The 22,967-nt window shown below is 39.4% G+C and carries 25 protein-coding genes; 10 read left to right on the top strand and 15 right to left on the bottom strand.

Features of this window, described 5'->3' with window-relative positions; translation table 11 throughout:
* Nucleotides 1–109: 109 nt before the first annotated feature.
* Nucleotides 110–2,473 (bottom strand): TonB-dependent receptor domain-containing protein, encoded by a 2,364-nt coding sequence (locus ID165_RS02000; protein ID WP_192348736.1) that lies wholly within the window; start codon nucleotides 2,471–2,473, stop codon nucleotides 110–112.
* Between the two features lie 261 nt (nucleotides 2,474–2,734).
* Between ID165_RS02000 and ID165_RS01995 the strand changes: the two genes are divergently transcribed.
* From ID165_RS01995 to ID165_RS01975, 5 genes are all read left to right on the top strand, one after another.
* Nucleotides 2,735–3,775 (top strand): sensor histidine kinase, encoded by a 1,041-nt coding sequence (locus ID165_RS01995; RefSeq protein WP_192348735.1) that lies wholly within the window; start codon nucleotides 2,735–2,737, stop codon nucleotides 3,773–3,775.
* A 121-nt stretch (nucleotides 3,776–3,896) separates the two neighbouring features.
* On the top strand, nucleotides 3,897–4,610 hold the full coding sequence (locus ID165_RS01990) for a LytTR family DNA-binding domain-containing protein (protein ID WP_192348734.1): 714 nt from the start codon (nucleotides 3,897–3,899) through the stop codon (nucleotides 4,608–4,610).
* Nucleotides 4,611–4,730: 120 nt separating this feature from the next.
* The gene (locus ID165_RS01985; RefSeq protein ID WP_192351804.1) at nucleotides 4,731–5,057 is read left to right on the top strand and encodes a hypothetical protein; all 327 of its coding nucleotides are present in this window, start codon (nucleotides 4,731–4,733) and stop codon (nucleotides 5,055–5,057) included.
* Between the two features lie 53 nt (nucleotides 5,058–5,110).
* On the top strand, nucleotides 5,111–6,412 hold the full coding sequence (locus ID165_RS01980; protein WP_192348733.1) for a hypothetical protein: 1,302 nt from the start codon (nucleotides 5,111–5,113) through the stop codon (nucleotides 6,410–6,412).
* Nucleotides 6,413–6,537: 125 nt separating this feature from the next.
* Complete coding sequence (locus ID165_RS01975; RefSeq protein WP_192348732.1) at nucleotides 6,538–7,824, top strand: retropepsin-like aspartic protease; 1,287 nt, start codon at nucleotides 6,538–6,540, stop codon at nucleotides 7,822–7,824.
* 291 nt (nucleotides 7,825–8,115) lie between these two features.
* Here the strand turns inward: ID165_RS01975 and ID165_RS01970 are convergent, their stop codons facing one another.
* The 8 genes from ID165_RS01970 to ID165_RS01935 all read right to left on the bottom strand — a co-directional run bounded on the left by ID165_RS01970 (nucleotide 8,116) and on the right by ID165_RS01935 (nucleotide 13,259).
* Nucleotides 8,116–8,712 carry a hypothetical protein gene (locus tag ID165_RS01970; RefSeq protein WP_192348731.1) on the bottom strand — a complete coding sequence of 199 codons (597 nt, stop codon included), beginning with the start codon at nucleotides 8,710–8,712 and terminating at the stop codon, nucleotides 8,116–8,118.
* Between the two features lie 186 nt (nucleotides 8,713–8,898).
* Nucleotides 8,899–9,108: a hypothetical protein gene (locus ID165_RS01965; RefSeq protein WP_192348730.1), complete on the bottom strand. Its 210-nt coding sequence runs from the start codon at nucleotides 9,106–9,108 to the stop codon at nucleotides 8,899–8,901.
* A gap of 621 nt (nucleotides 9,109–9,729) precedes the next feature.
* On the bottom strand, nucleotides 9,730–10,623 hold the full coding sequence (locus ID165_RS01960; RefSeq protein WP_192348729.1) for an alpha/beta fold hydrolase: 894 nt from the start codon (nucleotides 10,621–10,623) through the stop codon (nucleotides 9,730–9,732).
* A 14-nt stretch (nucleotides 10,624–10,637) separates the two neighbouring features.
* Nucleotides 10,638–11,189, bottom strand: coding sequence for a dihydrofolate reductase family protein (locus ID165_RS01955; protein WP_192348728.1), 552 nt, complete (start codon nucleotides 11,187–11,189; stop codon nucleotides 10,638–10,640).
* Nucleotides 11,190–11,350: 161 nt separating this feature from the next.
* Nucleotides 11,351–11,728: a cupin domain-containing protein gene (locus ID165_RS01950; protein WP_192348727.1), complete on the bottom strand. Its 378-nt coding sequence runs from the start codon at nucleotides 11,726–11,728 to the stop codon at nucleotides 11,351–11,353.
* Between the two features lie 128 nt (nucleotides 11,729–11,856).
* On the bottom strand, nucleotides 11,857–12,249 hold the full coding sequence (locus ID165_RS01945) for a thioesterase family protein (protein WP_192348726.1): 393 nt from the start codon (nucleotides 12,247–12,249) through the stop codon (nucleotides 11,857–11,859).
* Entirely contained in the window at nucleotides 12,215–12,400 is a 186-nt protein-coding gene (locus ID165_RS01940) for a hypothetical protein (protein ID WP_192348725.1), read from the bottom strand. Before ID165_RS01940 ends, ID165_RS01945 begins: the two co-directional genes overlap by 35 nt.
* A 424-nt stretch (nucleotides 12,401–12,824) precedes the next feature.
* Nucleotides 12,825–13,259 carry an EthD family reductase gene (locus ID165_RS01935; protein WP_192348724.1) on the bottom strand — a complete coding sequence of 145 codons (435 nt, stop codon included), beginning with the start codon at nucleotides 13,257–13,259 and terminating at the stop codon, nucleotides 12,825–12,827.
* A gap of 644 nt (nucleotides 13,260–13,903) precedes the next feature.
* On the opposite strand from ID165_RS01935, the gene ID165_RS01930 reads away from it, so the two are divergent.
* The gene (locus tag ID165_RS01930; protein WP_192348723.1) at nucleotides 13,904–14,422 is read left to right on the top strand and encodes a hypothetical protein; all 519 of its coding nucleotides are present in this window, start codon (nucleotides 13,904–13,906) and stop codon (nucleotides 14,420–14,422) included.
* 605 nt (nucleotides 14,423–15,027) lie between these two features.
* Here ID165_RS01930 and ID165_RS01925 read toward each other — a convergent pair.
* From ID165_RS01925 to ID165_RS26510, 4 genes are read right to left on the bottom strand one after another with little or no spacing between them, the layout of a single operon-like run.
* Entirely contained in the window at nucleotides 15,028–16,035 is a 1,008-nt protein-coding gene (locus ID165_RS01925; RefSeq protein ID WP_192348722.1) for an NAD(P)-dependent alcohol dehydrogenase, read from the bottom strand.
* Nucleotides 16,036–16,039: 4 nt separating this feature from the next.
* Entirely contained in the window at nucleotides 16,040–16,573 is a 534-nt protein-coding gene (locus tag ID165_RS01920; RefSeq protein WP_225586947.1) for an SRPBCC domain-containing protein, read from the bottom strand.
* A 38-nt stretch (nucleotides 16,574–16,611) separates the two neighbouring features.
* A complete protein-coding gene (locus ID165_RS01915; protein WP_192348721.1) occupies nucleotides 16,612–17,049 on the bottom strand; it encodes an SRPBCC domain-containing protein in 438 nt (145 codons plus the stop codon).
* A gap of 7 nt (nucleotides 17,050–17,056) precedes the next feature.
* Nucleotides 17,057–17,824 carry an SRPBCC domain-containing protein gene (locus tag ID165_RS26510; protein ID WP_225586946.1) on the bottom strand — a complete coding sequence of 256 codons (768 nt, stop codon included), beginning with the start codon at nucleotides 17,822–17,824 and terminating at the stop codon, nucleotides 17,057–17,059.
* A gap of 125 nt (nucleotides 17,825–17,949) precedes the next feature.
* Here ID165_RS26510 and ID165_RS01905 point away from each other — a divergent pair, with 125 nt between their 5' ends.
* The 4 genes from ID165_RS01905 to ID165_RS01890 all read left to right on the top strand — a co-directional run bounded on the left by ID165_RS01905 (nucleotide 17,950) and on the right by ID165_RS01890 (nucleotide 21,033).
* A complete protein-coding gene (locus tag ID165_RS01905; RefSeq protein ID WP_192348720.1) occupies nucleotides 17,950–18,930 on the top strand; it encodes a GlxA family transcriptional regulator in 981 nt (326 codons plus the stop codon).
* Between the two features lie 109 nt (nucleotides 18,931–19,039).
* Nucleotides 19,040–19,582: a DUF1579 family protein gene (locus ID165_RS01900; RefSeq protein ID WP_192348719.1), complete on the top strand. Its 543-nt coding sequence runs from the start codon at nucleotides 19,040–19,042 to the stop codon at nucleotides 19,580–19,582.
* A gap of 414 nt (nucleotides 19,583–19,996) precedes the next feature.
* Nucleotides 19,997–20,350 (top strand): hypothetical protein, encoded by a 354-nt coding sequence (locus ID165_RS01895; RefSeq protein WP_192348718.1) that lies wholly within the window; start codon nucleotides 19,997–19,999, stop codon nucleotides 20,348–20,350.
* Between the two features lie 260 nt (nucleotides 20,351–20,610).
* The gene (locus ID165_RS01890) at nucleotides 20,611–21,033 is read left to right on the top strand and encodes a transcriptional regulator (protein ID WP_192348717.1); all 423 of its coding nucleotides are present in this window, start codon (nucleotides 20,611–20,613) and stop codon (nucleotides 21,031–21,033) included.
* Nucleotides 21,034–21,782: 749 nt separating this feature from the next.
* Here the strand turns inward: ID165_RS01890 and ID165_RS01885 are convergent.
* Nucleotides 21,783–22,205, bottom strand: coding sequence for a DoxX family protein (locus ID165_RS01885; RefSeq protein WP_192348716.1), 423 nt, complete (start codon nucleotides 22,203–22,205; stop codon nucleotides 21,783–21,785).
* A gap of 10 nt (nucleotides 22,206–22,215) precedes the next feature.
* Nucleotides 22,216–22,962 (bottom strand): LytTR family DNA-binding domain-containing protein, encoded by a 747-nt coding sequence (locus ID165_RS01880; RefSeq protein ID WP_192348715.1) that lies wholly within the window; start codon nucleotides 22,960–22,962, stop codon nucleotides 22,216–22,218.
* Nucleotides 22,963–22,967: the final 5 nt, after the last annotated feature.

Below are 22,967 nucleotides of genomic sequence, written 5' to 3'. Positions count from 1 at the left end.
TAGCTTGACAAGAAAAACAACGAACAGCTAATGAGTAGACGGCCATGAGCTATAAGTCCGCAGTATGCCTCTCATTTTCCATTTTTGACACCTGGATCGGCAAGCCAAATTATAGTCTCCGCTGTTCATCCCCGGAACCGGACCTGTGTCCCAGCTTTCGGACTGATCTACTTCCCAATGGAACCGACAGATTAAACCGGAAAATAGGCCCCTCTGCATCAAAAAGCCAATCATAAACCAAATCATTGGTAGGAAAATCAGCGGTCATTGGCCACTGGCTGCCTGTGTTTAATACATCATTCACATTAAATGAAATCCCAATTCCTGATGAAAAGGTTTTCCCGATTCCCAAATCCAGCATAAGCCGTTCTTTCATATACATTATTCCCGAACGGTAGTTCGAAAAGTATGCGGCATTCAGTTCAGCATCAAACCAATCGGAAACATGGAAAATCTGAGTGGTGGAAACTTCAATATTTGCCGAAGCGTATTTAACCGGAAGCGAGTTTACAATGGGGTACTGGGTTTGTAACGTTCCACGGACATCATATTGGCTTGTCCAGCCTGTGGTGATTTCCACCGGATAGGATATTAAAAGTGTGCCGCTTTGGCTTTCCAATCCTTGTAGTGGCCGTACTACCAAGAGTTTGTTTTCAAAATCCATGTCAGGTTGGCCATCAAATACCGGTTGGGATTCTTTTGTCAACTGAAGGGTTGTGCTCAGCTTTGAACCCTGATATACCAACTGAATTTGATGGGTCAATGACGGTACCAATTCGGGGTTCCCGGTAAATAGGGTATGTTCATCAAAGAAATAAAAATAAGGCGCCAGCATAGAGAAACTTGGGCGCTGGATCCGGTTTACAAATGAGAGTGAAAGCTCATTGTTTTCATCAAAAGTAAAACTCCCGTGCAGGTTGGGAAACAAATTGTTCATTTTCCGATTATTTACTTTTCCCTGTTTAGATGATTCCAGAATGAGCTCGTAGTTTTCATATCTCAGCCCGGCAATCATCCTGAATTTATCCGTGATCTGCCAATTGGAAGACAGATAAACCGCATACAAGGATTCATCCAACTTATAAGAATCAGTAAATCCGGGAATATCTACCCAAACACCTTCCTGGTTTCTTTCGGCCACCCTTACCTGATTGTTAAATATTGAATACGTGCCTTTCAGACCAAAATCAAAACTTAAATTCTCAGTATAATCCTTGTGTACGTCGATTTTCCCTACCTGGATATCCAGCGGTGTCTTAGCTCTGGATAAAAAGCCTGAATTTTGCTCATCATCTTGATTCACAATTCCTTTAACTTGGTATACAGTTGGGTTATCCCTTTCAAACCTGATATAGTCATAGTCTATTTCAACCCTGGTTTTGTCCGAAAAAGAATGGGAAAGATTAAGGTTCAGAATGGCCTGGGAAAGCAGATTTTCCTCATAACTGTCAGTTTGGGATGAAGTAATCCCCCCTTCATCTCTTGATTTCGTCAGAGCAGTTGCATCCATTTTCCAATTGGATTGCAATAAGGATAGACCTATTCCTACTCCCGTTTGAGGGGAAATTTTCCATTTCAGTCCCGACTCGGCGGTATACATAGCAGTCGCAGGCTTTCGCTCCACATCCAAACTTGAAACAATAGGACTATTCCCAAAATTCAGCTCGGTTTCGATTTCAACCAATTCAAGGTCCTTGGCTAATGAGTAACCTCCGTTGAAATAATAAGTCAGTTTTTCCCCCGTTCCATTCAGTGATAGATTTACACCATATTTCGGGCGTTTTCCATATGCAAAATTACCTGAGATCTGTCCTCCTAAATTTCCTTCACCACGGAGGGTATTGATGTTGATTATACCTGCCCCACCCTGTGCATCATAACTTGCCGGTGGAGCTGTGATCAGTTCAATGGATTCTACCAGGTCCGTATTCAGGTTTTCCAAGTACCGGATCAGGTCGGCAGATTCCATCCTGACCTGTTTATTGTCCACCATTACAATTACCCCTTCCTTTCCCATCATACTGATCTGGTTGATTCCCCTATTCACCCGGACTGCCGGTGATCTACCCAGTACACCAAGAACGGAACTACCCAGATTTGTCACTCTGTCCTGAACATGAATGACAGTTCTGTCTATCCGTTGTTCAAAAAGCGGACGGGTGGACTGCACTGTAATTTCGTCCAGTTCAGTAGAAGAAACTGTCAGTAAAATGTTTCCCAAATCCCTGCTTCCTGAAAAGGCAAACGGTTCACTTTGAAATTGGGAAAACCCCATGGCTTGAACCTGAATTACATAAGGTGCGGCTAAATTGGAATAAAGCACTTCAAATTTTCCCAGGGAATCAGTCACAGTTCCCTGAAGAAACAATGAATCCTGGAACAGCAGCACATGGGCAAATTCCAGAGGAAGATTTTGAGCATCCACTACTTTACCAGTAATTGTGTTTTGGGCCTTTGCCAAAAACGTATGCATTAAACAGATGCTGAAAAAAACTACGAATACCGATTGTCGAATCATGCGTGTTTAAAATTTAATTTCAACGCATGTTATAGAGAATACATCCTTAAAACCGGAAAACAGGACTGATTTGGGAAGAATGGGGACCAAAACAGACTGCCATTTGGCTGAGAGGTTTTGTACCGGAATATCGGCTTTTGATATAACCAAAGGGCACTTTGGTATTTATTTCTAAGTTTTAATCAGACAAGCACCTTATTTTCAACCAAAAATACGATGATTGAATTAGACAAAAACTACAATAAATGGACCTTGGAGCGTATCTCCAGGCATATGGTTTATTGGGGGTTTTGGCTGTCTTTTTACGGAATAGTAAACGGTTCATTTTACGAGGGTAACTACGCTGACTGGTTTTTTTATGAGATACTTTTCATGACGGTTAAGATCCCGTACAGTTATTATTTGGCATACAGACTTTTTCCCCTATACCTTCCTCGTTCCCAATACATCAAATTAGCCCTACTCGTGGCTTTTTATGCCTTTGTTGGAATGGTTATTCTATATTTTCTGGATCAACTTTTTCCCATGGAAAAGTCAGGGAAGACTCAAGAGTTTCTTTCATCAAGAACCCTTTACATGTTTATTGACCTGATTTATATAGCATCGCCCGTAGTGGCAATTAAGTTAATTCAACAGAATATTTTTCAGACCCGGGCAAATGAACGGCTAAAATCAGAAAAAGTACAGGCAGAGCTTCAAAACCTTAAAAATCAGCTTCAACCCCATTTTTTATTCAATACATTAAATAATATTTATTCAATGGTACTATCAGGAGACCAATTTGCCTCCGGGTCAATTTTGAAACTCTCTGATATATTAAGCTACATCCTATATGAATGTAATGTCGAACAGACATTGTTAAGTAAGGAAGTCAATTTGATTAAAAATTACATTGACTTGGAAAAACTCCGATATGGTGGGCGATTAGACCTATATTTTGATATCCAAGGAAGTTTAGACGGTGTTTTTATGGCCCCGCTTTTACTTATGCCTTTTGTTGAAAATGCCTTTAAGCATGGTCCTTCGAAAGATGTTAAAAATTCCTGGATCAGAATCTATTTATTTGTAAATGAGGAAGAATTGGTCTTTATGATTGAAAACAAAATCTCCCAAGAGGACTCGCACAGCGGTTCAATTAAAAGTGGTATAGGATTACAAAATGTAAAAAAAAGACTGACTTTGCTTTATCCTGATAATCATGAACTGGTTATCAATGCAAGGGACACCTTTTTGGTTAGACTAAACATTAAATTCTAATAGGAAATCGAGCATGATCCTGTAGGTACGGGATCACACACTGGAATGATTATAACACATGCGAGATTCTATCCCGTATCCTTTGTCACGGGACAGATAATGACCATTAAAAAATAAACAGATGAAATGCATGATTATCGAGGATGAAATTCCCGCCGTCAAAATTCTTCAGAATCATATTTCCCATTTCCCGGATCTTGAAATCACCCATATCTTCCATAATGCTGTAGAAGGGATGGTTCAACTCCAACGTTCGCCGGTAGATGTACTGTTTTTGGATATTCAATTACCCAAAATGTCGGGAATAGAGTTGCTTCATACGCTTAAAGCAAGACCTGGCATTATCCTCACCACCGCATTTCGGGAATATGCACTGGAAGGATATGAACTGGAAATTACTGATTACCTCCTCAAACCGATTTCTTTTGAGCGGTTTGTCCGAGCGGTACGCAAAATATACGGAAGCCGAAAACAACCTTTCCAATCCCCTTTAGACGTGCCCGTAGAAACCGAATATGCTGAACCATTTATCTATATCAAACATGATCGGGAATTCATTAAAGTCAATCTGAAAGAAATCCTTTATGTGGAAAGTGTGAAGAATCATATCAAATTGGTCACCCCTTCAAAGGTTTTGTTTACCCTGATTGGAATCGGAGAAATGGAGCAAAAATTACCCAGTCACTTCATTCGGACTCATCGTTCTTATATTGTCAACACCCTTCAGATTGAACGGTTTGGCCAAACTAATGTAACCATTGGAGGGAAGATTTTCCCTCTGGGAAACCTATATAAGCAGGCTTTTTTTCAATGGGTCAACAAAAACACGGTTTAACTCTAGTCTTAGGCAACAATCTTTTATAACAGAATGACAAAACAGAAATAGCTAAAGTATTTTCGAAATAACTTCATACTGTATTCAATCACAATAACCGCCGGAAAAAAGCTGGATATTATGGAAAAAAGCAAATTAATGGAAATGCATAATGTTGGTATTGTCGTGGAACCACTTGACAGTGCAATTGAATTTTTCATAGTAATAGGGCTAACACTTGAAGGACGGATGATAATGTATCGACTTTGCTACATCCGCGGGACAAAAGGATTGCTAATCGGATTAGCGGAAAGACTCGACCGTGGGACAGCAACTGATATTTTGAAAAAGCAAAGATTGAAATCTGAGGAGTTGTCTAAACGCCTGGGATATTTAACGTCTGCGAGGATAAATACTGAAACAGTCACCATCAGTGTAGCTTGTCAAAATCACCAAACAATGGGATGATAAAAACGCATGCGAATAAGGCTATCTGTCCATTAAACTCAACCAATAATCCAATGAAACTTTACCTGTTTTCTATTTTCTTTTCATTGTTTTACAATTGGGCAGAAGCCCAGACTGATTCCACTACTTCTGCGGATTATAAAAAGTATTTCAAGGAGGTTCAAAAAAACGCCAATAAAAACAAAACGCTCTGGAAAAGAAGGCTGTATGGCCCCGTTCTTCTGATCGAACCCGAAACCCGGAAACTTTATGCCAATGAAGCGGATGGAGAAGGAATTCTCACGCTGACGGATGGAGTCTACACAGGAATTTTCCCGGAAAGCCTCAATATGGCAAATACCTCGATTGACTGGGCCGGTAAGCGTTGGGCAATGGTCATGTTGCCATTAGCAGAAAATAAACAGGAAAGAATAAACCTGTTGTCCCATGAGCTTTTCCATAGAGTTCAATCTGAATTGGGATTTCCGCTTACCCATTCAGAAAACAATCACCTTGACACAAAGGACGGAAGAATCTATCTGCGCCTTGAACTGGAGGCATTAAAGCACGCTGTCCTGGAACCGAAACATCAAATTGCCCTTTCCCATGTCCGGAACGCATTGCTTTTCAGGGCTTACAGGCAATCGCTATTTGAAGGTTCCAAAGCCGAGGAAAACTCTCTTGAACTCAATGAAGGAATTGCCGAGTATTCCGGCTTGATCCATAGCGACAGAAATAAAGCTGAAACTAGGCTACATCTTGTCGGACAACTTAACCGGTTTGAGAAAAGCCCAACATTCGTTAGGTCGTTTGCCTATCAGACCATTCCAATTTATGGTGTATTCCTGAGAACACTAGACAAAAATTGGAATCTCAACATTTCAGGGCAAACAGATCTTTCTGAATATCTTATAACCGCATTTGATCTGAAGATTCCCAATGACCTAAACGAGCAAATTGGGAAGCTGGAAAAAGCTTACAACGGAGACCTTATTTTCAAGGAGGAAACGGAGCGTGAACTTTCCCAGCTCGAAAAGATTGCTACCTATAAGCAGTTCCTTGCAGATCAACCGCATGTAGAAATTCCACTGGAAAAAATGTCCATATCGTTCGACCCAAGAAATATTTTTCCCCTGGAGGATATGGGTACTGTTTACCCAGACATTCGCATTACTGATAGTTGGGGGATCTTAACAGTGGAAAATGGAGGACTGTTAATGAATCATTCCTGGAACAGAATCTCCATCAGTTGTCCTTTTCAGACTTCCGGACAGGAATATTCCGGGAATGGGTGGACCTTGCTATTGGAAGAGGGATATCAATTGATCAAAAATAAACAGACAGGGAATTATGAACTCGTAAAAACTAAAATTTAAATTCTGCTATATCCCTTCTGACCCCATATCCATGGAACATGTCTGTAACCTGATTTATCGATCTGTCGCTATTTTACAATTTTCAAAATGAGGCAACCCGCATATTTGTCAGGAACAATATCATTATGAAATACTTTCTCCTAGGGTTGCTCCTTCTGAGTTTTATCCCAAGTAGCAGAGCCCAAAAAAACAGCTTCTTTACTGAAATCTATGCCGAAACTGAAAAAAAGGACTTTTTCAAAGCAGCAGAACTTTTGGAACTTCACAGGTCACAGTTCAGCGATACAGAAAATAATACCCTTTTGGCTATTCTCACTAATGCGTTTAACCAAATCTTCCAATCAGATTCAACAGTTGCCTACTTATTGGACCAATCTGACACAAACCTACCGGATTCAATCAGACTGAAACTACTTGAAGTCCGGCATGACAATGCCTATAAGTCTTATGACTATGCCAAAGCAAAGGAGGCAGTCTCCCGTATTCTGCGGGACTTTGAACACTTTCTCAATGCTGATCAGGTTGATGGTTATAAAAACTCCTTAAAAATATGGACTATTCTGGAACATCAGCCCGCCCAGGAAACTGAGCTTCGAGGCCCCGTTCACCAGCAAATGACCCGGGATTTGGCAGGACTGAACAATCTCTTATTGACCGCGAAAGGAGATTCCATTCCGATGATTTTTGACACTGGTGCAAATCTCTCCACGATAACCCGGTCAGTGGCAAAGCGTCTCCAAATGAAAGTGCTTCCGGATTCCATTCAGGTGGGAACCATTACCGGAAACAGGGTATATGCAAATCTTGGGATTTGTGAAAAACTAGGGTTGGGATCTGCCGTATTCAACAATGTTGTTTTTTTGGTGCTCGCGGATGAACACCTGGCTTTTCCACAAATCGATTATCAGATTCACGGGATACTTGGATTTCCGGTGATGGAATCAATGGGTATCATCAGTATAGATCAGGATGGACTTTTCAGGGCCGGATTTCCCAGAACGACAGTCTCCAAGTCCCAAAAACCGACTATGGCTATGGATGGCTTGAGCCTGCTCATTCAATTGGATGGAAAGCACTTTTATCTGGATACGGGAGCGGACCAAAGCATGCTCTATTCACGATATTACCATCAGTTCAAAGATGAAATCGAATCCAATTACCAATTGGAAGAAGTTCAATTCGGAGGGGCGGGTGGACATGATACCTTTCCCGGATATCAGATCGATTTTAAAATCAGAGTAAACGATGTTCCCCTACTTTTCCCCAAAACCACCGTGCTAACCGAAAGCAGGAATGAGAAATGGAAGCACGTCTACGGTAATATAGGTCAGGATTTAATTGTCCGATTTGGTTCAATGGTGCTGGATTTTGAAAACATGCAAATACATTTTATCAACCCACTCAATCCTTAAAGTCTAAACTATCAACACTCATGGCACTCTCCTCTACCAACCATCCCTATTTCCAAATCAGCGACATATCCAGGCATTAAGAACCAATTTATCAATAGAATCAAAAAACAAAACAGACTTTACCTTCAGTGCGAGTCTTGTATAGACCATTCTGGGAATTGTTTGGTACGCACCAAACCTGACTTTATCAACTCAGCCATATCACTTTACTCAGGATTTAGTATTTTACTTCTGACAACCCGGTAAATCAGGTTTTGATGGAAGACTGCAGCATTCCCGATATGATTCGTGCTACTTGGTTGGTCCCGGTACTAAGTCCATTTCACTTGCAAGTTTTTCCAACCGAAGCTGATCCTCGAGTATGGTTTCATAAATCCAGTGGTAATGATCCTGTTGCCAGAAAGAAATTACCTGAAGGGCTTTTAATTCGCCGATAAGCTGTTTTAATCCTTTATACTCCAAATAACAGATCATGATATGGTAGTGCGTGTCGATCTCTCCCCCACTTCCGTATGGGAATTCAGTTACCGGTTTTGGATACATAACCTGTAACTTATTCAAAACTTTCTCCTTGGAGGGATGACCACTGACAAACCAATGCAACTGTTCATGGATTAATGTTGCCATTAACAACTCATCATCCTTTGTATGCCTGGTATTTAAGGTAAGAACAGGATGACTGTGGGGTACCGTTCGAAAATCGCTGTCAATGGCAATTTTATTTGTAAAAATCCAGGGTTCCAATCCATAAGTGGAATTCAATTTTAGCAGCTGCTCCATGGTTTGAACTTCCAGAGAATCGCCATGTTTTAGCTCAAAATCCAGAAGGGCAGAATCGGATGAACTGGGATTCCGTACCGTTTTAGTTGTTAGCTTAGTTTCTTCCATATCTTTTTTGACTGGATTACAGCCAATAATCCATAGTATTAAAAATACATTTGGTAGGGATTTTAAAGTCCTTAAAATCGCACTTCTTTTCATTGAATATTTCCCGTAAAATGTTAACCCGCGTTATCTTCACTTTAATTCTCCTTTTTGGAAATTAGAGCACGAAGACTGACAATGAAGGAGCAATCATTCAAGCAACTCACATCTGCATCCAAAACTTTCAACCAGGTCCTTAACCTCAGGAACCGGGATTTTCGCATGCACTCTCAGAATTTTATCGCAGTCTTCCAAATCAAAATTGGCTTTGAAATCCGGAAACCTACTATCCAATGCTTTAACAATTTTGTCTGCAATTTGCACATCATTGACACTCGTCTTAAATATTTCAAACATCATTGAACCATTTGGTAAATTCAAGTAAGTATTAATACCATATCTTCTTATTATTCACACAAATACCGAAACTCCATTTCCTGGCTAACTGCCGGGAGCCTGCTTTATGAAAATCTTATACAACAGAATTTACTCCCCACCATTGGTACAGAACCCAAGATAAATTCAAGACTACTGACCATGGATGTTTTGCAATCCTGTGGAGACTTTCAATACAATCAGATTTTGAATATGATATAATAGCAGAATGAAGATCAGAACCAAAATGGTGGTATTCATTTGCCCAGTGATCTATATATAGACTCAACTAACTGATTATATTTTAGTTAAAATGGAGTATTTTGAGATTCTGTGCCAAAACTACAGTGAAATAAGAATTGAATTCCTAAGCTACATTTCAGAAAAAAGCTACTATTATAAATCCATTTCAGAACGAAGAAGTAGTTGTAAACCCATTACAGGATTAATCAATTAAACTGTAAACTTTTTTCAGGACGATACACACTGTCAACCAAGCACAAACTAGATAGAAGCACAAAGCTTGGTTTAACCACTGAACCGCCACTTTTGGGTAGCTGCTGTTAGCTGTTCGTTGTTGTTCTCTCTCGCTCGTGTAGGTCAGCATTATTTTTCAGCTTTTTTGTCAAGGAATTTTTCAATCATTGGAACTACAAGGTCGCTCTCTTTAAAGTCGGGTGTTATTGTTGTAACTTCTCCAATATATTGTCCGTGTCCACCTGGAATTATTGCTAATTCAGAATTTGTAATTTGTCTGTGAAGTTCAATAGCGTGTTCAGGTGTTATTACGTCCTTGTCGCCAATAATGATTAAAGTCGGTACTTTAATGGATTTTGTAAGTTCCTCTGGAATGTCTTTGAAGTTTACCATTCTCTTTGCATCTCTGTCGTGCATTACCTGCAAATCATTTGTGTCCGCCGCAACTTTTTTGTAGCCAACTTTTAAAAGTTCAGGCATATCCTCCAATTTGGCATTTTCCATAAAGCCCCAAAACCAATCAGGAACTCCGTTTCGTTTGGCGAGTGCTGAACCTAAAATCATTTTGTCAACTAATTTAGGATGCCGAATAGCGATTTGTAAAGTAGTTGTTCCACCATTGCTAAAGCCGAAAAAGTCCGCCTTGTCAATTTTTAAGTTTTTAAGAAGTGTAGCAACATCATCTGCGTCCTGTTCAAATGTCAGATCGGCGTTACGGTCATTTGTACGTCCGTGAGCTTGAAGTTCAACAGCAATTACCTGTCTGTTTTTAGCAAGTAGTGGAATGATTTTTTCAAAATTTGTCTGAATGGTTGAACCACCACCGTGAATTAAAACAATTGGTTTTCCTTGTCCGTGAATTTCATAATACATTTTCAGTCCATTCACTTCGGAATAGCCATTCTTAAAAGTCAAACTGTCGTTTGCTGTTGTCGCCATACTCATACTTGTGTTTTCTGTTTTGTTATTGCATGATGTCAAGGTGAAAATTGTCAACGCTAAATAAATAAATGTCTGTTTCATTTTCTGTTCGTTGTTTATTCTCGTGTCGGCTCATAAAAAAATACTGTCGCACCAGAATTTAATGTTTTTATCTTGATGAGTTTCAACATTATTCTGTCCGTGATTTGGTCAAATAGTCTTAGCCCTTTCCCTTCAATGATAGGGTGAACACAAATTTGAAATTCGTCAATTAGATTACTGTTTAACAGTTGAATAATCAAACTCCGACTTCCCACCGAAATATCCTTTCCTGATTGCTGTTTGAGTTCCAAAACTTTTTCATTAAGTGGGCTATCTGAAAGTTTTGCACTGTCCCAGTTTGTGTCCTTGAGTGTGTTGGAGAAAACAAGTTTTGGAACTTTGTCTATTGAAATTGCAAAGTCGTCCATTGATTTTTTACCAGAAGGATTTTGCAATATTGTTTTCCAGAATTGCATAAGTTCGTAGGTTGTCCGTCCATACAAAACGACTCCTGTATTATCTAATAGGTCGGAATAATGTTGATGTAAATCTTCACTAGGAATACCAGTTGTATGGTCGCAAACACCGTCAAGTGTCATATTGAAAGCTGCAATTACTTTTCTCATATTTTTATTTTTTAGTCGTTTTATTCAGGTCGTCTTCCGGTCGCACCTACAATGACCGCTAACTTTCATGAAAATGTTCGAAGAATCATATTTTTACTGAAGCAGTACTGGACGGAAATAGATTGTGCTTCATAATCCGAATCTCCGAAACGATCAAAATCCTATATCCAATTCAATTCCTTTGCGGTCAATTCACTTTCAATTTCACCGGTATGCTTGGTTTCTTTAGGTTCAAAAAGCAGGTTAAACACCATCTCTCCTTCAAGGGATCTTGGTCTATGCTCAACTCCTTTGGGAACCACCAGTATTTCTCCCGGATTTATTTCAACTGAACGGCCGTCCCGGAAGTCCATAATCAGCGTCCCCTTAAAGACCATAAAAAGCTCATCCTCATCCTCATGGCTATGCCACACAAATTCGTCTTTAAGCTTGCAGAGTTTCACATACTGTCCGTTGAGTTCCGCTATGATATGGGGAGTCCACTGCGCTTCTAACAATGAAAATTTCTCCATAATATTGATTGCTTTAATGTCTGTCATATATTTTGATTTAAAGGAAATAGCCTTTAATAAAATCATGTATTGGCTGATGGGCAATATGATACATTGAGTTGACCTAAGGAAAGTTTCGTGAATTAGAAATTTCATCTCATGAAGATCTATTTGACTCATTGTTTATACTTTGTAATCTCTGTATTCCTGATCTGCAAATTCCGCAGCTCGAAATTTAAATCGCCTTGATGGGGAAGATGAATCTTTTCAAAAAACTCCAAATATTCCTTGTCATGTGCGGATACGCTCTTCTTTTTAAGGTCATAATGAAAGTACTCTGTCCAAAGCAAACTCCTAATCCATTCATTTTCAGCATCAAGCATTAAAGATTCTATCAGGATAGCATGCTTGGAATAGGACAATAAGCGGGTCTTTATTCTGACCGTTTCCATTAATGAAACCGGCCGGATAAAAGATATCTGATGTTGTCCAACTACCCATCCCATTCCGGTTTCCCTGGCAATCTTGAAAATGTCAAACCCGTAAAACCGCAGTAAGTGATCTTGCATTGATAAAGTAATCGATGTACCGGGCATTGTTCAGGTGATTGAAAGGATCATAGTCCTGAAAACGGATAACTGAATTACTTTCCGGAATTTTTTCTACAGGAAATGTGGAAATCAAACCCTGATACAAAGCCCTGTTCATTTGTTCCTCCATGTTGCTTTAGATTAAAATCAAAACTATCCAAAACCAAAAATCCAAAATTGGACAAAAACGACAGAACCACTTATTTGTCAATAATTCCAACGCAATTAAAAAGGGGGAAGTATCTGTTCGAAAAATGGATGCCCCATAAATCATTCCATGATTTAATGTAATCCTTCGCTTTTTTTAGATTTGATTTGTAACAGGTGCACCCATTGAAAATTGGTAAATTAGTCCCCCTTTATCCTTCAGAACAGAACCACAATTCAATATTTACAACTCAGATTTCGAAAAGTTGTGATAGATCAGCCTTTGAATTCCTTTTTGCGATTTTGATGTCCTATCAAAATCTGGCCTACCAGACAATTCCATATGCAAAAGAAAATTATCTATCAAAGGGCTATTTTCAGTTTATAAAAATGTCTGGTAAAAATAATTACCTGATCATTTCACTCACCAGAATGATCGGATTTATATCGGTATAGTTGACAAAATCCGCCCGTATGGCATCTCTGTTGGGGCCGATGGCAGCCTGATAGTCAGCAAGACTCTTCACGTAAAAGGATCCGATGGCCATATAAGGCATTTGGGTATTGGGAATTCCACTCGCAACCCCTTTCTCGATAGTATATTTCACCAGGCTTGACCCCAAAAGATTGGCAACCATTGGCATATGCTTGCTTTTATAATACTCCATATCAAAGTGTTTCCCTTCTTCATAAGGATACATAACTGAAAGCTTAATTAATCCTTTTTCACTAGGATCTGAAAGTCTCGATTGCGGAACAGTCAGATAATCCCCCTGTATAGGAAAAGAAATAAATGATAGAAAGAAAAGCGAAAGGATGAGGTTGAGTTTTGTAGGTAACATGATGAGTTGATTGAACTTTAATCACAAAAGTATGTAGTTAGATTTATTAGTCCTTGCAATTGTTAATTGCAAATTGTCTATAGCTTATTCGAGTTAAGGAATTTTCAAGAACTGATTTTAACATGATCGGATATTTTTTCTAGCCGAACTTTCCGCCTAATCAGGTTTTTATAATCCCATTGGACTTGTCTGGACTTTTCCAGCCAAAAACCAAACCGGATGGGTATGCCAAATTTTACTTTCGTAATTCCCGAGTCTTTTACTTATAGACTCAGCAAGAAAATCACATATAACCTTTAATTCAGGAGGGTGTAGGTCATTATACTTTTGAATGAATTGAAGGGTTCAAGATTAGGTAATCTAAAAGGACTTTGAATTTCAGAAAACTATATCCTAATTAGTTCTATATGACAAATTTAAACTATTCTAAAAAAAAAAAAAAAATAGATCCAAAATATTTAATTTTCTTTCAATAAATATTGTTTGAAAAATGTCGTATTTATACTATTTTAATAAAACAATACAATTTAATTTTGCGTATTTTTTTTTTAAAATATTTCATTTTTTTTATATAACCTTATGTAGCATAACAACAACATAATCCGTATGGTTGATAAAATTACATTCAATTAAACCCCATTATTATGAAAAACAAATTATGCTTACCATTTATGCTAATCGCAATCATGATGACCGCGTTAGCCTGTTCTGAAGATGAACCTACTCCAGATGCTCAAGTGTATGAAGTTACCGGTGATAACTTCAAGTTCTATTCAAATCCCGAAAAGTATGAGGGAATAAACAACAGAAGAGCAACTTCTGAATTTTGTTCATTTGACTGGAATATTGAAAAAATCAGCAGGAGTGGAAACACATTGGAGATCGAGGTGAATGTTCCCGAAACCTGTGAAATCGAATATGAGATGATATGGGACGGTTCCCTTTTCTTTGTAAATCCTCCCGTTGCAAACATTTTCTTAAACCTGCTTTCGGAAGGATGTCAAAACAGCGAATCACGGAAAACCGTAGTACTTACCGTGGACTTGAGCCAGGCATTTAAGAACCTGTCAACAGAGCAGCTCACCACGATCAATTTCAATATCCAAGAAGTTTGTGCTATCGTGGACTTACCCTGCAACGGGGACTGTGATGTGTCAAATTAACCTGTTGAAATGAATATTCACACGAAAACTTGCTGGATAATTAAGTTTTAATTAAGTGATTTCTTCTAATCATTTTTTGAGGCTGTCTCATAAGTAGGTTTTCTTGTCAGGCTGAGCGAAGCCGAAGCCTTTAATTCATAATTAAGCCCATTTCGACTTCGCTCAATGTGACAATTATGAATTATGAGACAGCCTCATTATTGAACAGTCCGGTGAGAGTCAAAAAGGAACTTTGGCCTTATATAAATTTTCGACAATGTTCAGTCTCAAGACACAGGTTAAATATGCCTTGAATCCAATTTTTTAGATTTCGTTACAGCCTTCAACAAACTATCCTGGAGATAGTCAGTCCAAGAAACCGTACAACTGTTATAACACGCTACTTCTGGAGTTAGTCCTTTGTGAGTAAATACTATTTTTGTCCGATTACCCTCTTTGGACAGTTCAAAGTCGATTTGTGTGTCTGCCCACTCTGTCAACCTGTGCAATGTAAGATTCCTGAATTTTATACTGTGATCGATAAAGTCTGGCCACTCAGTCTTTGAAAATATTTTTAGGAGTAAAACCTTATCATTCACAATTCACAGAATCATTCCAGTGACCGTTTATAACTTAATGACCACTTTACCAAATGCTTTTCCAGACTTGAATCTGTGGAAAGCATCTTGCGTGTTTTCTATTGAGTAAATCCTGTCTATAACCGGTGTTATGTTATTCTTTTCAATGGCGGTTACCAGCTTGTTTAGTCCTTGTGCATTACCTACCGAATATGCTTGTAGCCGAATATAGTTGGTAATTAGTGGTATTATATCGATGGTCAGCTGGGTGCCTGTCATCAAACCCACCAAACCCACAAAGCCATGTTGTTTTACTGAGAGAATACTTTGTTCAATGGTCTCCTTCCCGGCAACATCCAATGTTACATCTACCCCAATCCCGCCATTCAGTCGCTTCACTTCCTTACTCCATTCAGTGAAATCCTTATAATTAATCACTTCATCGGCTCCCAGATCTTTTAGTTTCTCCTTTTTTTCCTTGCTCCCGGTATTGGCAATGACTTTGAGACCAAACATTTTAGCAATCTGGATGGCAAACAAAGACACTCCGCCACTACCTTGGGTCAATATACTCTGGCCTGCCCTGATATTGGCCTGTTCCACGAGGTAGGACCATGCCGACAAACCGGCTACCGCCAATGGAGCAGCCTGCTCATCCGTAAGGTTACTTGGTGTTCTAACTAACGTATTTTCAGGTTGTACAGTAAATTCTGACAAAAGTCCCGGGCATGAAAAACCGGTTCTCAATTCATCGTTCCAGGGAGTATTTTTCCCAGCTTCCCAACGGGTTATAAAAGGAATAATAACACGATCGCCTTTTTTCCAACGGGTCACTTTACAGCCAACATTTTCCACTACACCCACTCCTTCAGAAACCGGGATGTGGGGAAGTGGGATGCCAAAAGGTATTCTATTCTCCACTACGATCAGGTCATGATACTCAAGACAAGTAGCTGTTGTCTTTACCAATACTTCATTTTCACCAATGGCAGGGACGGGTATATCCGTAAGATGTAGATGCTCAATCCCAAATTTTGTCAACTGTATTGCTTTCACGTTTCTAGGATTCAGTAGAATGAAATTTCTCTTCGTCAGAGGTCATTGGTTTACCGCTACTGTTCGGCTCTCCTTTTCCGGTGGTTATCAAGCCAAATAAACTTTGACGGATATAATGTGTCCAACCGTTTGAACATACTTCAAAACATTCATACTCCGGAACTAACCCAAAATGAGTGAATCGTAAGTATGTTTTGTTCTCTACCTCCGAAATTTCAAAATTAATTCTAGTGTCCTTCCATTCAGTTTTATCTTCTGCCATTTCGATTTCAGGTGACTGGTGGGAGGCATCCTCAAAAATTCCCGCTTTGAAGTAATTATCCAGCACATGCCAAACTACTTTTTGATCAGGGATAAGTTCTATTATCCTTACACGGCAACGATGAATATCTTCGAAATGATAGTCAAACTCATCGTTGAGTTGGGCAGTACGGCCTTTAATTTCTTCAGACCACCACGCAAGTGGATTATTGATCGCATTAAATACTTCTGCCGGAGTTTTGTCCACCACAAGGGTAGTAGTAAAATCTGTTTTCATTATTATAGCTTTTATTTATTTCCTCTTTTAGTTAGTCACTAACGGTAGTTGATAGCCTTCAATAGGCTACTCTGAAGGTAATTAGTCCATGAAACAGAACAGCTTCCATAGCACTCTACTTCAGGAGTCAAACCCTTATGAGTAAATACTATTTTTGTCCCGTTATCTTCTTCGAAAAGCTCAAAGCATATCTGGGTGCCCACCCAATCAGTAGTATCTTCGATATAGCTAAGTTCACTATCCGTCACAAGCCAGACTATTTTCCTATCAGGGACTAGCTCTATCAACTTCTGTCGGTTATAATGAGCACCTCCAGCAGCTGTGAAAGAGAATTCGTCATTGAGCTTCTCCCACTCTCCTTCAAATTCCTCCCCGTGGATTCCAGACCACCAGCCAGGTACATTTTTGATTGTCTCGAACACCTCGGTTGGCGATCGGTCCACTAATAATGTCAGCGTAAAATCTTGGTTCTTCATTTATTTCCTAATAAAAAAACTGCTCAGACACGACTTCACCATCTTTTACTTCATAAAGCATGATCTCATTGATTTGAATTCGTCCAAAACCCTGTGCAGTAATATCCATATCCCGGCCTACAGCAATATAATTCCCACCAATCACTGGCTCAGAAGTTTTCGCTCCATGAAACTCTTCAACCTTGGCGACAAAATCTTTACCCTTTTTACGAACAGCAGCTTTCCCTTCCGCAAATCCCATGTAGGGCGACTGTGGTGGATCTATGCTTTTTACATTGCTCGCAAAAAGATCATCCTGTAAATCAAACCATCGTTCCGCAGCAGCAAGTGCTTTGAATCGTTCAAAAATTTCATCCATAGTCACTGTGGTCTTGGCTATCAGGCGTGGCAAATTTTCTTTAACGAACTTGGTCCATCCTTTTAGGCAATCGTCATAGTCTTTAAGTTCCGGAACCATACCAAGGTGGGTGAATTTTAGTTTGGTTGAATCCCCTGCAACCGATATATCGAAGCAGATTTTGGTATCAATCCAATTCTTTTCGCTGCTACCAGTAACTAGCCAGGCAACCTTTTTATAGGGCACCAAATCAACTACCTTGTGTGTAATAAAAACCGCTCCAAAGCGGACAGTAAAGACGTCATCCAATTTTTTTGATTGGCCTTCAATTTCTGTCCACCATTCAGCTACATTATTAATAGCTTTGAATGCTTTCTGAGGTGTTTGATTAACTTCTAAGGAAATTGCAAGATCAGTTGTATTCATTTGATTATTCATTTTGTGATTAATTTCTTGACAGTAAAATTATTGGCTGACTATCACTATCATAGCGTGTGAAATAGACTTTATTGCGGGTTGATTTGGACACGATGAGTTGGTATTTTTGTACAAATTCAATAAGTATGAAACACGTCACGATTGTAGTACCGGAATGCATCGTCAACCTTAACAGTATTGGCGGGGCATTTGAAATTCTAAGCCGAGCCAATGACTATTGGCAAAAAGTAGGAAGCATACCAAAGCTCCAGATTCAAATTGCAGGTTATGCTCAGGAACAGGGTTTAAAGGAGCAATTTTTCAAGGTTTATCCAGATGATCTTAATGCCATAAAAAAAACCGACCTGATAATCATACCTTCCATATTTGATGACTTCAACCAAACCATAAAAAGGAATGAAAAGCTCATCAACTGGATAACTCAGCAGTATAAAGAGGGGGCTGAAATCGCCAGTATGTGCTCCGGTGCTTTCCTGCTTGCGGCTACAGGAGTACTTGATGGAAGAACCTGTTCTATCCACTGGAATTCCACTGAGGAGTTCAGGAAGATGTACCCGCAGGTGAAAGTGGCCCAAGATAAAATAATCACCGATGAACATGGTGTATATACAAATGGTGGCGGTTACTCTTTTCTTAACCTGATGCTTTATCTGGTAGAAAAGTATTTCGACAGGGAAGTCGCCATCTTCTGTTCCAAGATCTTTCAAATAGACATAGAGCGTACTTCACAATCACAATTCTCCATCTTCCACATCCAAAAAACACACGGAGATGAAATCGTAGAACAAGCCCAGTCATACATTGAAAACCATATGACAGAAAAAATTTCTTTTGAAAAACTAGCCAACAACCTGGCCGTAAGTAGGCGGAACTTTGACAGACGATTCATTAAAGCCACCGGAAACACGCCCGTAGAATACCTGCAACGTGTGAAAGTAGAGGCAGCCAAAAAGCAACTGGAAAATGGCCGCAAACCCATCAACGAGATCATGTACGAAGTGGGCTATGCAGACATGAAGGCCTTCAGGGAAGTTTTCAAGAAAAACACCGGAATGTCGCCCCTGGATTACAAGAGCAGGTACAATAGTCTGGTAGTATATTCATAGTCCAACTTTACTTTTCGGGTCTTATATTTCTACTTCGCACTTACCATGTCGATTTTTTACAAGTTTTCCAGTGCCTGCACAATTACATTTGTTTCAAACGAGCTTATCAATGAAAAAACTTATCATTTCACTCCTTATCATCTCTTGCCCCTTAGTTATGAAAGCTCAAAACCAAAATGCATGGGTAACCTACATGACACCTTCAGAGGTACACACGATGCTGTCGAACTATGAAGGTGAGTTTAAATTGGAAATACGCATGACGGGTCAGGAAGAGTCAACAATTGTTAATGCTACCAATAAAATGATTCTTGGAGGACGATTTTTACAAATTGACCAACAAGGTCAAATGATCGGGATGAAATATGAAGCCTTAAGTACAATTGGTTACAATACCATAGATGGCACCATATCTTTGGCCACCATTACCAACATGGGAACCGGCACACTTAGCGTAAAAGGTGAGTGGGTTCAGGCAGATAAAGTAGCCTCCATGAAAGGAACTTTAACCAATCCTGTAACCAAAAATGTCATCAATGTCACACAAAAAATAGCCTTTATAGACAAGAACTCTTTCGTGATTGAAAGTTTCGATCAAGAAGGAAATCAACCTGAAAAGAAAACCGTTGAGTACATTTTTAAACGGAAATAGGATCACCTTGAGTCAAGAAATCTTTGGTGATGAAAATCGAAATAAAGAAGAAGACGAGCTATTAATGTGAGTCCCTCATCACCCGAAACGATCACTCCATTGAACGGATTACCCTTGAAACCAAAACATACCTTCTGCATGATATCTGTCATTTTGTAGTAGAGAAGAAACTGAAGTATGAAAAAGGTTTTTGAGGGATGCTGGCACAGGGATATACGTTCAATAGGTTGTTCGGAAAAGACAACCCGCAAACCACCGAGTTGCGCTTTATAGAGCAAATAGTCGGTTCCATGCAATCCTTTTATTCAGGACACATCTCAAAACACAATTTTAACCCGTACATAGGACACCTGGGTTTTAATCTGTCAGATCATACTCTTAACGTCTGCCTGGCTGAAATCAAAAGTATTATTGATGTTGGTTTTATACTCAGATGTGAGCGAAAATAATGCACCGACAGTCATTTACAAAGGATCATACATCGATGTGGCAAGACTCTTATCTCAAGAGGGAGATCTGGGCCTTTCATTTATGGAACTGGCAAGCAAGCTAGATGGATTGCCTAAAAGGGAGAAAGCTTATGCCACAGGCAAAGCGGGTACAGTCTACCTCTGTCACCCTTTCCTGATTCATTCAGGTCAAGCCCACAGGGGAATAACGCCTAAATTTATGGCTCAACCACCCTTGGTTCTAAGGGATGAGTTGTCAATCTCAGATGATGTCAACTTTAGTCCCGTTGAAAGGCCTATTCGCTTAGGATTAGAATAGCTAAAAGAATGTTCAGTGAAAAGAGGTGTAAAAACCTCTTTTCATTATTGCTAATAAGTCTATATCAACACATAGAACGGTCAATCACCTTCAAAATAGCATATTGCATATATTTAGAGCCTCTATACCGGAAGATCATGCTTTACGAACAATCTGGAAGAAAAAAGATGGAATGATGTCGCAATCAACCCCGAATAAAGTCGTGATTACAACACTCACAAAGGTGATTTCAATTCTAATTTTACTAATAAAGCAAAAAAATGGAAGTAAAAGAGAAATCATTCCCAAAAGACATGTCAGTGGTGTTTGTCCAGTCAAAAACATTTCCTGATGGTATCCAAGAAGCATTTGATACATTAAAGTCCAGGGTGGGCCATATTAAAAGAGTCTCATATTTTGGAATATCTAACCCGGAAGGAGGTCAGGGTATAGTTTACCGTGCGGCAGCAGCAACCATGCCTGAGGTTGATGCGGAAGCGCTTGGCCTGGGAAAATTGAATATCAAAGGTGGGAATTATTACTCCGTAAAGCTCACTGATATTAGCAAGAATATCAATCTGATTTCAGAGGCTTTTGATCTTATTCTTTCAAAGTCCAATATAGACCCCAATGGACATTGCATTGAAGTCTACGACCATTTTGGTTCTGATAGTGTGGAGTGTATCGTTAGAAAAGTAGACTAAAGCGAGTTTTCAAGAAGAGAATGCTTATCCTTTTCACACAAACTTCATTGGGTAACTCGTCTTTTTTCGCAGCCTTTTTTTGAAGTTATTCCTATTCACAATTCCAACAGCCGAAGCATTAAAGTTTTGGTCAGTAACATCAAGCTGTATAGGTTGAGCTTTACCTCCTTTTTCTTCTGCACTTGCCTTGCCTCTTTGAAGACTTCGGAAGCCAACTAATGTGAGCATCAGCAATTAGTGATTTGGCTATCTGAAACCCTGCCCCTTGTTTGGCGCCAATAGCAACAAGGATAAATTGGGTTGTCGTGAATTTCCTGATTCATTACTTAATTTTTCTTACATAATCTATTCTTTAACATAGCGTCATCCTCCCTACTCACTGAAGCAAAATCAAGAAATACATCGGCAGTATTTCGGTATATCAAAAAACAGGAATAAAGGCAATCCGCTCTACCTGAGTGTCAGGATGAATTCACTTCAAAGGAAAGAGGGGAATCAAAGTCAAACAGGTGAAATCCAAGACCCTAAAGAAGACAGCAAGGCAGTCACAGATAAATTATCCCGGCTCCTACTCTTTTCATAGGCTGACCATCAGCGGAGCCCTACCTTTCCTATGTCTGCAGACCTATCAGTTATATTTTAATACAAATTATCCATTTATCGGACTCAGGTGAATTTTAGATGATGTTTCCTTTTTACAATAAAAAATCATGTCTGGCCACTTCCATCCTTCTATAACAAATGAATTATTATTTCAACAAGTCATTTTTGGTTTTGTATACTACATATTTTCCACCCCCCAGGAAAAATAATGCTAATCCTCCAAACATATACAGGAAAGCCAGTTCTCCATCCAGTCCCCCCGTATCGGTAAGGGTAAAGGCTTGCATTCCATGACCGAGGTATAATGCGAAGACCATTACTGCTGCAATCATCAGTCCTGAAAGACGTGAAAAGATACCAAGAATCAGTAATAGTGGCGCCAGAACTTCGCCTAAGGGAGCACCTATCCACAAAAACGTGGGCAATCCTTTTTCGGCAAGTGATGCTTTGACAAAATCGTGTCCCTGGATTAGCTTTCCAACCCCATGAAAGACCATTAATCCTCCGGTAGCGATTCTCAACAAAAGGATACCAAGATCCGGATTTAACGTGCTTGAAAATTTACTCATCTTCTATTTATTATTGATTTAACCATTCTTTAAATTTCACTGCTTTCTCTTTGCTGACCAGCAGTTCTTTTTCAGGATGCCTTTTTAACACCACTTTCAATTTACCGTTAAAGCTATTTAGGATACGTTCTATGCTGTTGACATGAACGATAAACTGTCGATTGGCCCTGAAGAAATCGTCCGGATCAAGTTCTTCTTCCAGTTCGTCCAAAGAGTAAGGCACCACCTCTTTATGCCCGGATTTGAGCATTAGTTTAGTGGATTTGGATTCGAAGTACACAAAAAGAATATCTTCGGAATTTACCGTTTTGAATCCATCGAAAGCAGGTAGCAGAAAACGCTTCCTATAAAGTTTTGATTTACTGTTGATCAGTTCCAACAACTGTTCAACAGTCGGTTGTAAGGTAGATGGATTGCACTTCTTTAAGGCTGCTGCGAGCTCTTCTTTTTGGATGGGCTTAAGCAGATAATCCAAGCTGTTTACTTTAAAAGCTCTGATTGCATATTCATCATACGCAGTGGTAAATATAATCGGGAAGGAAACATTGATCTGCCGGAAAACATCAAAGCTCAGTCCATCCGACAGGCGTATATCCATTAAAGCCACATCCGGTTTCGCATTATTTTTTATCCAGTTAACAGTCTCTTCCACAGAACCTACCATTCCCGCGATATGGTATTCATCAGCCAGTTCCGTAACCAGCTGCTGCAGTCGCAGAGCATTGTGTTTTTCGTCTTCTACTATTAGAATATTCATTTTAA

The organism is Algoriphagus sp. Y33, assembly GCF_014838715.1.
Lineage (GTDB): Bacteria > Bacteroidota > Bacteroidia > Cytophagales > Cyclobacteriaceae > Algoriphagus.
The sequence above is the reverse complement of the archived record's forward strand: the minus strand, read 5'-3'. Positions and strand labels throughout refer to the sequence as shown.

Coding starts and splice junctions, on each gene's coding strand:
- ID165_RS01945 (WP_192348726.1), bottom strand. CDS start 12,249: ATGCAAGATCACTTACTGCGGTTTTACGGGTTTGACATTTTCAAGATT.
- ID165_RS01955 (WP_192348728.1), bottom strand. CDS start 11,189: ATGAGAAAAGTAATTGCAGCTTTCAATATGACACTTGACGGTGTTTGC.
- ID165_RS01965 (WP_192348730.1), bottom strand. CDS start 9,108: ATGATGTTTGAAATATTTAAGACGAGTGTCAATGATGTGCAAATTGCA.
- ID165_RS01895 (WP_192348718.1), top strand. CDS start 19,997: ATGTTGGTTTTATACTCAGATGTGAGCGAAAATAATGCACCGACAGTC.
- ID165_RS01880 (WP_192348715.1), bottom strand. CDS start 22,962: ATGAATATTCTAATAGTAGAAGACGAAAAACACAATGCTCTGCGACTG.
- ID165_RS01975 (WP_192348732.1), top strand. CDS start 6,538: ATGAAATACTTTCTCCTAGGGTTGCTCCTTCTGAGTTTTATCCCAAGT.
- ID165_RS01960 (WP_192348729.1), bottom strand. CDS start 10,623: ATGAAACAGACATTTATTTATTTAGCGTTGACAATTTTCACCTTGACA.
- ID165_RS01885 (WP_192348716.1), bottom strand. CDS start 22,205: ATGAGTAAATTTTCAAGCACGTTAAATCCGGATCTTGGTATCCTTTTG.
- ID165_RS01920 (WP_225586947.1), bottom strand. CDS start 16,573: ATGAAAACAGATTTTACTACTACCCTTGTGGTGGACAAAACTCCGGCA.
- ID165_RS01995 (WP_192348735.1), top strand. CDS start 2,735: ATGATTGAATTAGACAAAAACTACAATAAATGGACCTTGGAGCGTATC.
- ID165_RS26510 (WP_225586946.1), bottom strand. CDS start 17,824: ATGAATAATCAAATGAATACAACTGATCTTGCAATTTCCTTAGAAGTT.
- ID165_RS01890 (WP_192348717.1), top strand. CDS start 20,611: ATGGAAGTAAAAGAGAAATCATTCCCAAAAGACATGTCAGTGGTGTTT.
- ID165_RS01985 (WP_192351804.1), top strand. CDS start 4,731: ATGGAAAAAAGCAAATTAATGGAAATGCATAATGTTGGTATTGTCGTG.
- ID165_RS01990 (WP_192348734.1), top strand. CDS start 3,897: ATGAAATGCATGATTATCGAGGATGAAATTCCCGCCGTCAAAATTCTT.
- ID165_RS01900 (WP_192348719.1), top strand. CDS start 19,040: ATGAAAAAACTTATCATTTCACTCCTTATCATCTCTTGCCCCTTAGTT.
- ID165_RS01940 (WP_192348725.1), bottom strand. CDS start 12,400: ATGGAGGAACAAATGAACAGGGCTTTGTATCAGGGTTTGATTTCCACA.
- ID165_RS01930 (WP_192348723.1), top strand. CDS start 13,904: ATGAAAAACAAATTATGCTTACCATTTATGCTAATCGCAATCATGATG.
- ID165_RS01935 (WP_192348724.1), bottom strand. CDS start 13,259: ATGTTACCTACAAAACTCAACCTCATCCTTTCGCTTTTCTTTCTATCA.
- ID165_RS01950 (WP_192348727.1), bottom strand. CDS start 11,728: ATGACAGACATTAAAGCAATCAATATTATGGAGAAATTTTCATTGTTA.
- ID165_RS01905 (WP_192348720.1), top strand. CDS start 17,950: ATGAAACACGTCACGATTGTAGTACCGGAATGCATCGTCAACCTTAAC.
- ID165_RS01970 (WP_192348731.1), bottom strand. CDS start 8,712: ATGGAAGAAACTAAGCTAACAACTAAAACGGTACGGAATCCCAGTTCA.
- ID165_RS02000 (WP_192348736.1), bottom strand. CDS start 2,473: ATGCATACGTTTTTGGCAAAGGCCCAAAACACAATTACTGGTAAAGTA.
- ID165_RS01980 (WP_192348733.1), top strand. CDS start 5,111: ATGAAACTTTACCTGTTTTCTATTTTCTTTTCATTGTTTTACAATTGG.
- ID165_RS01915 (WP_192348721.1), bottom strand. CDS start 17,049: ATGAAGAACCAAGATTTTACGCTGACATTATTAGTGGACCGATCGCCA.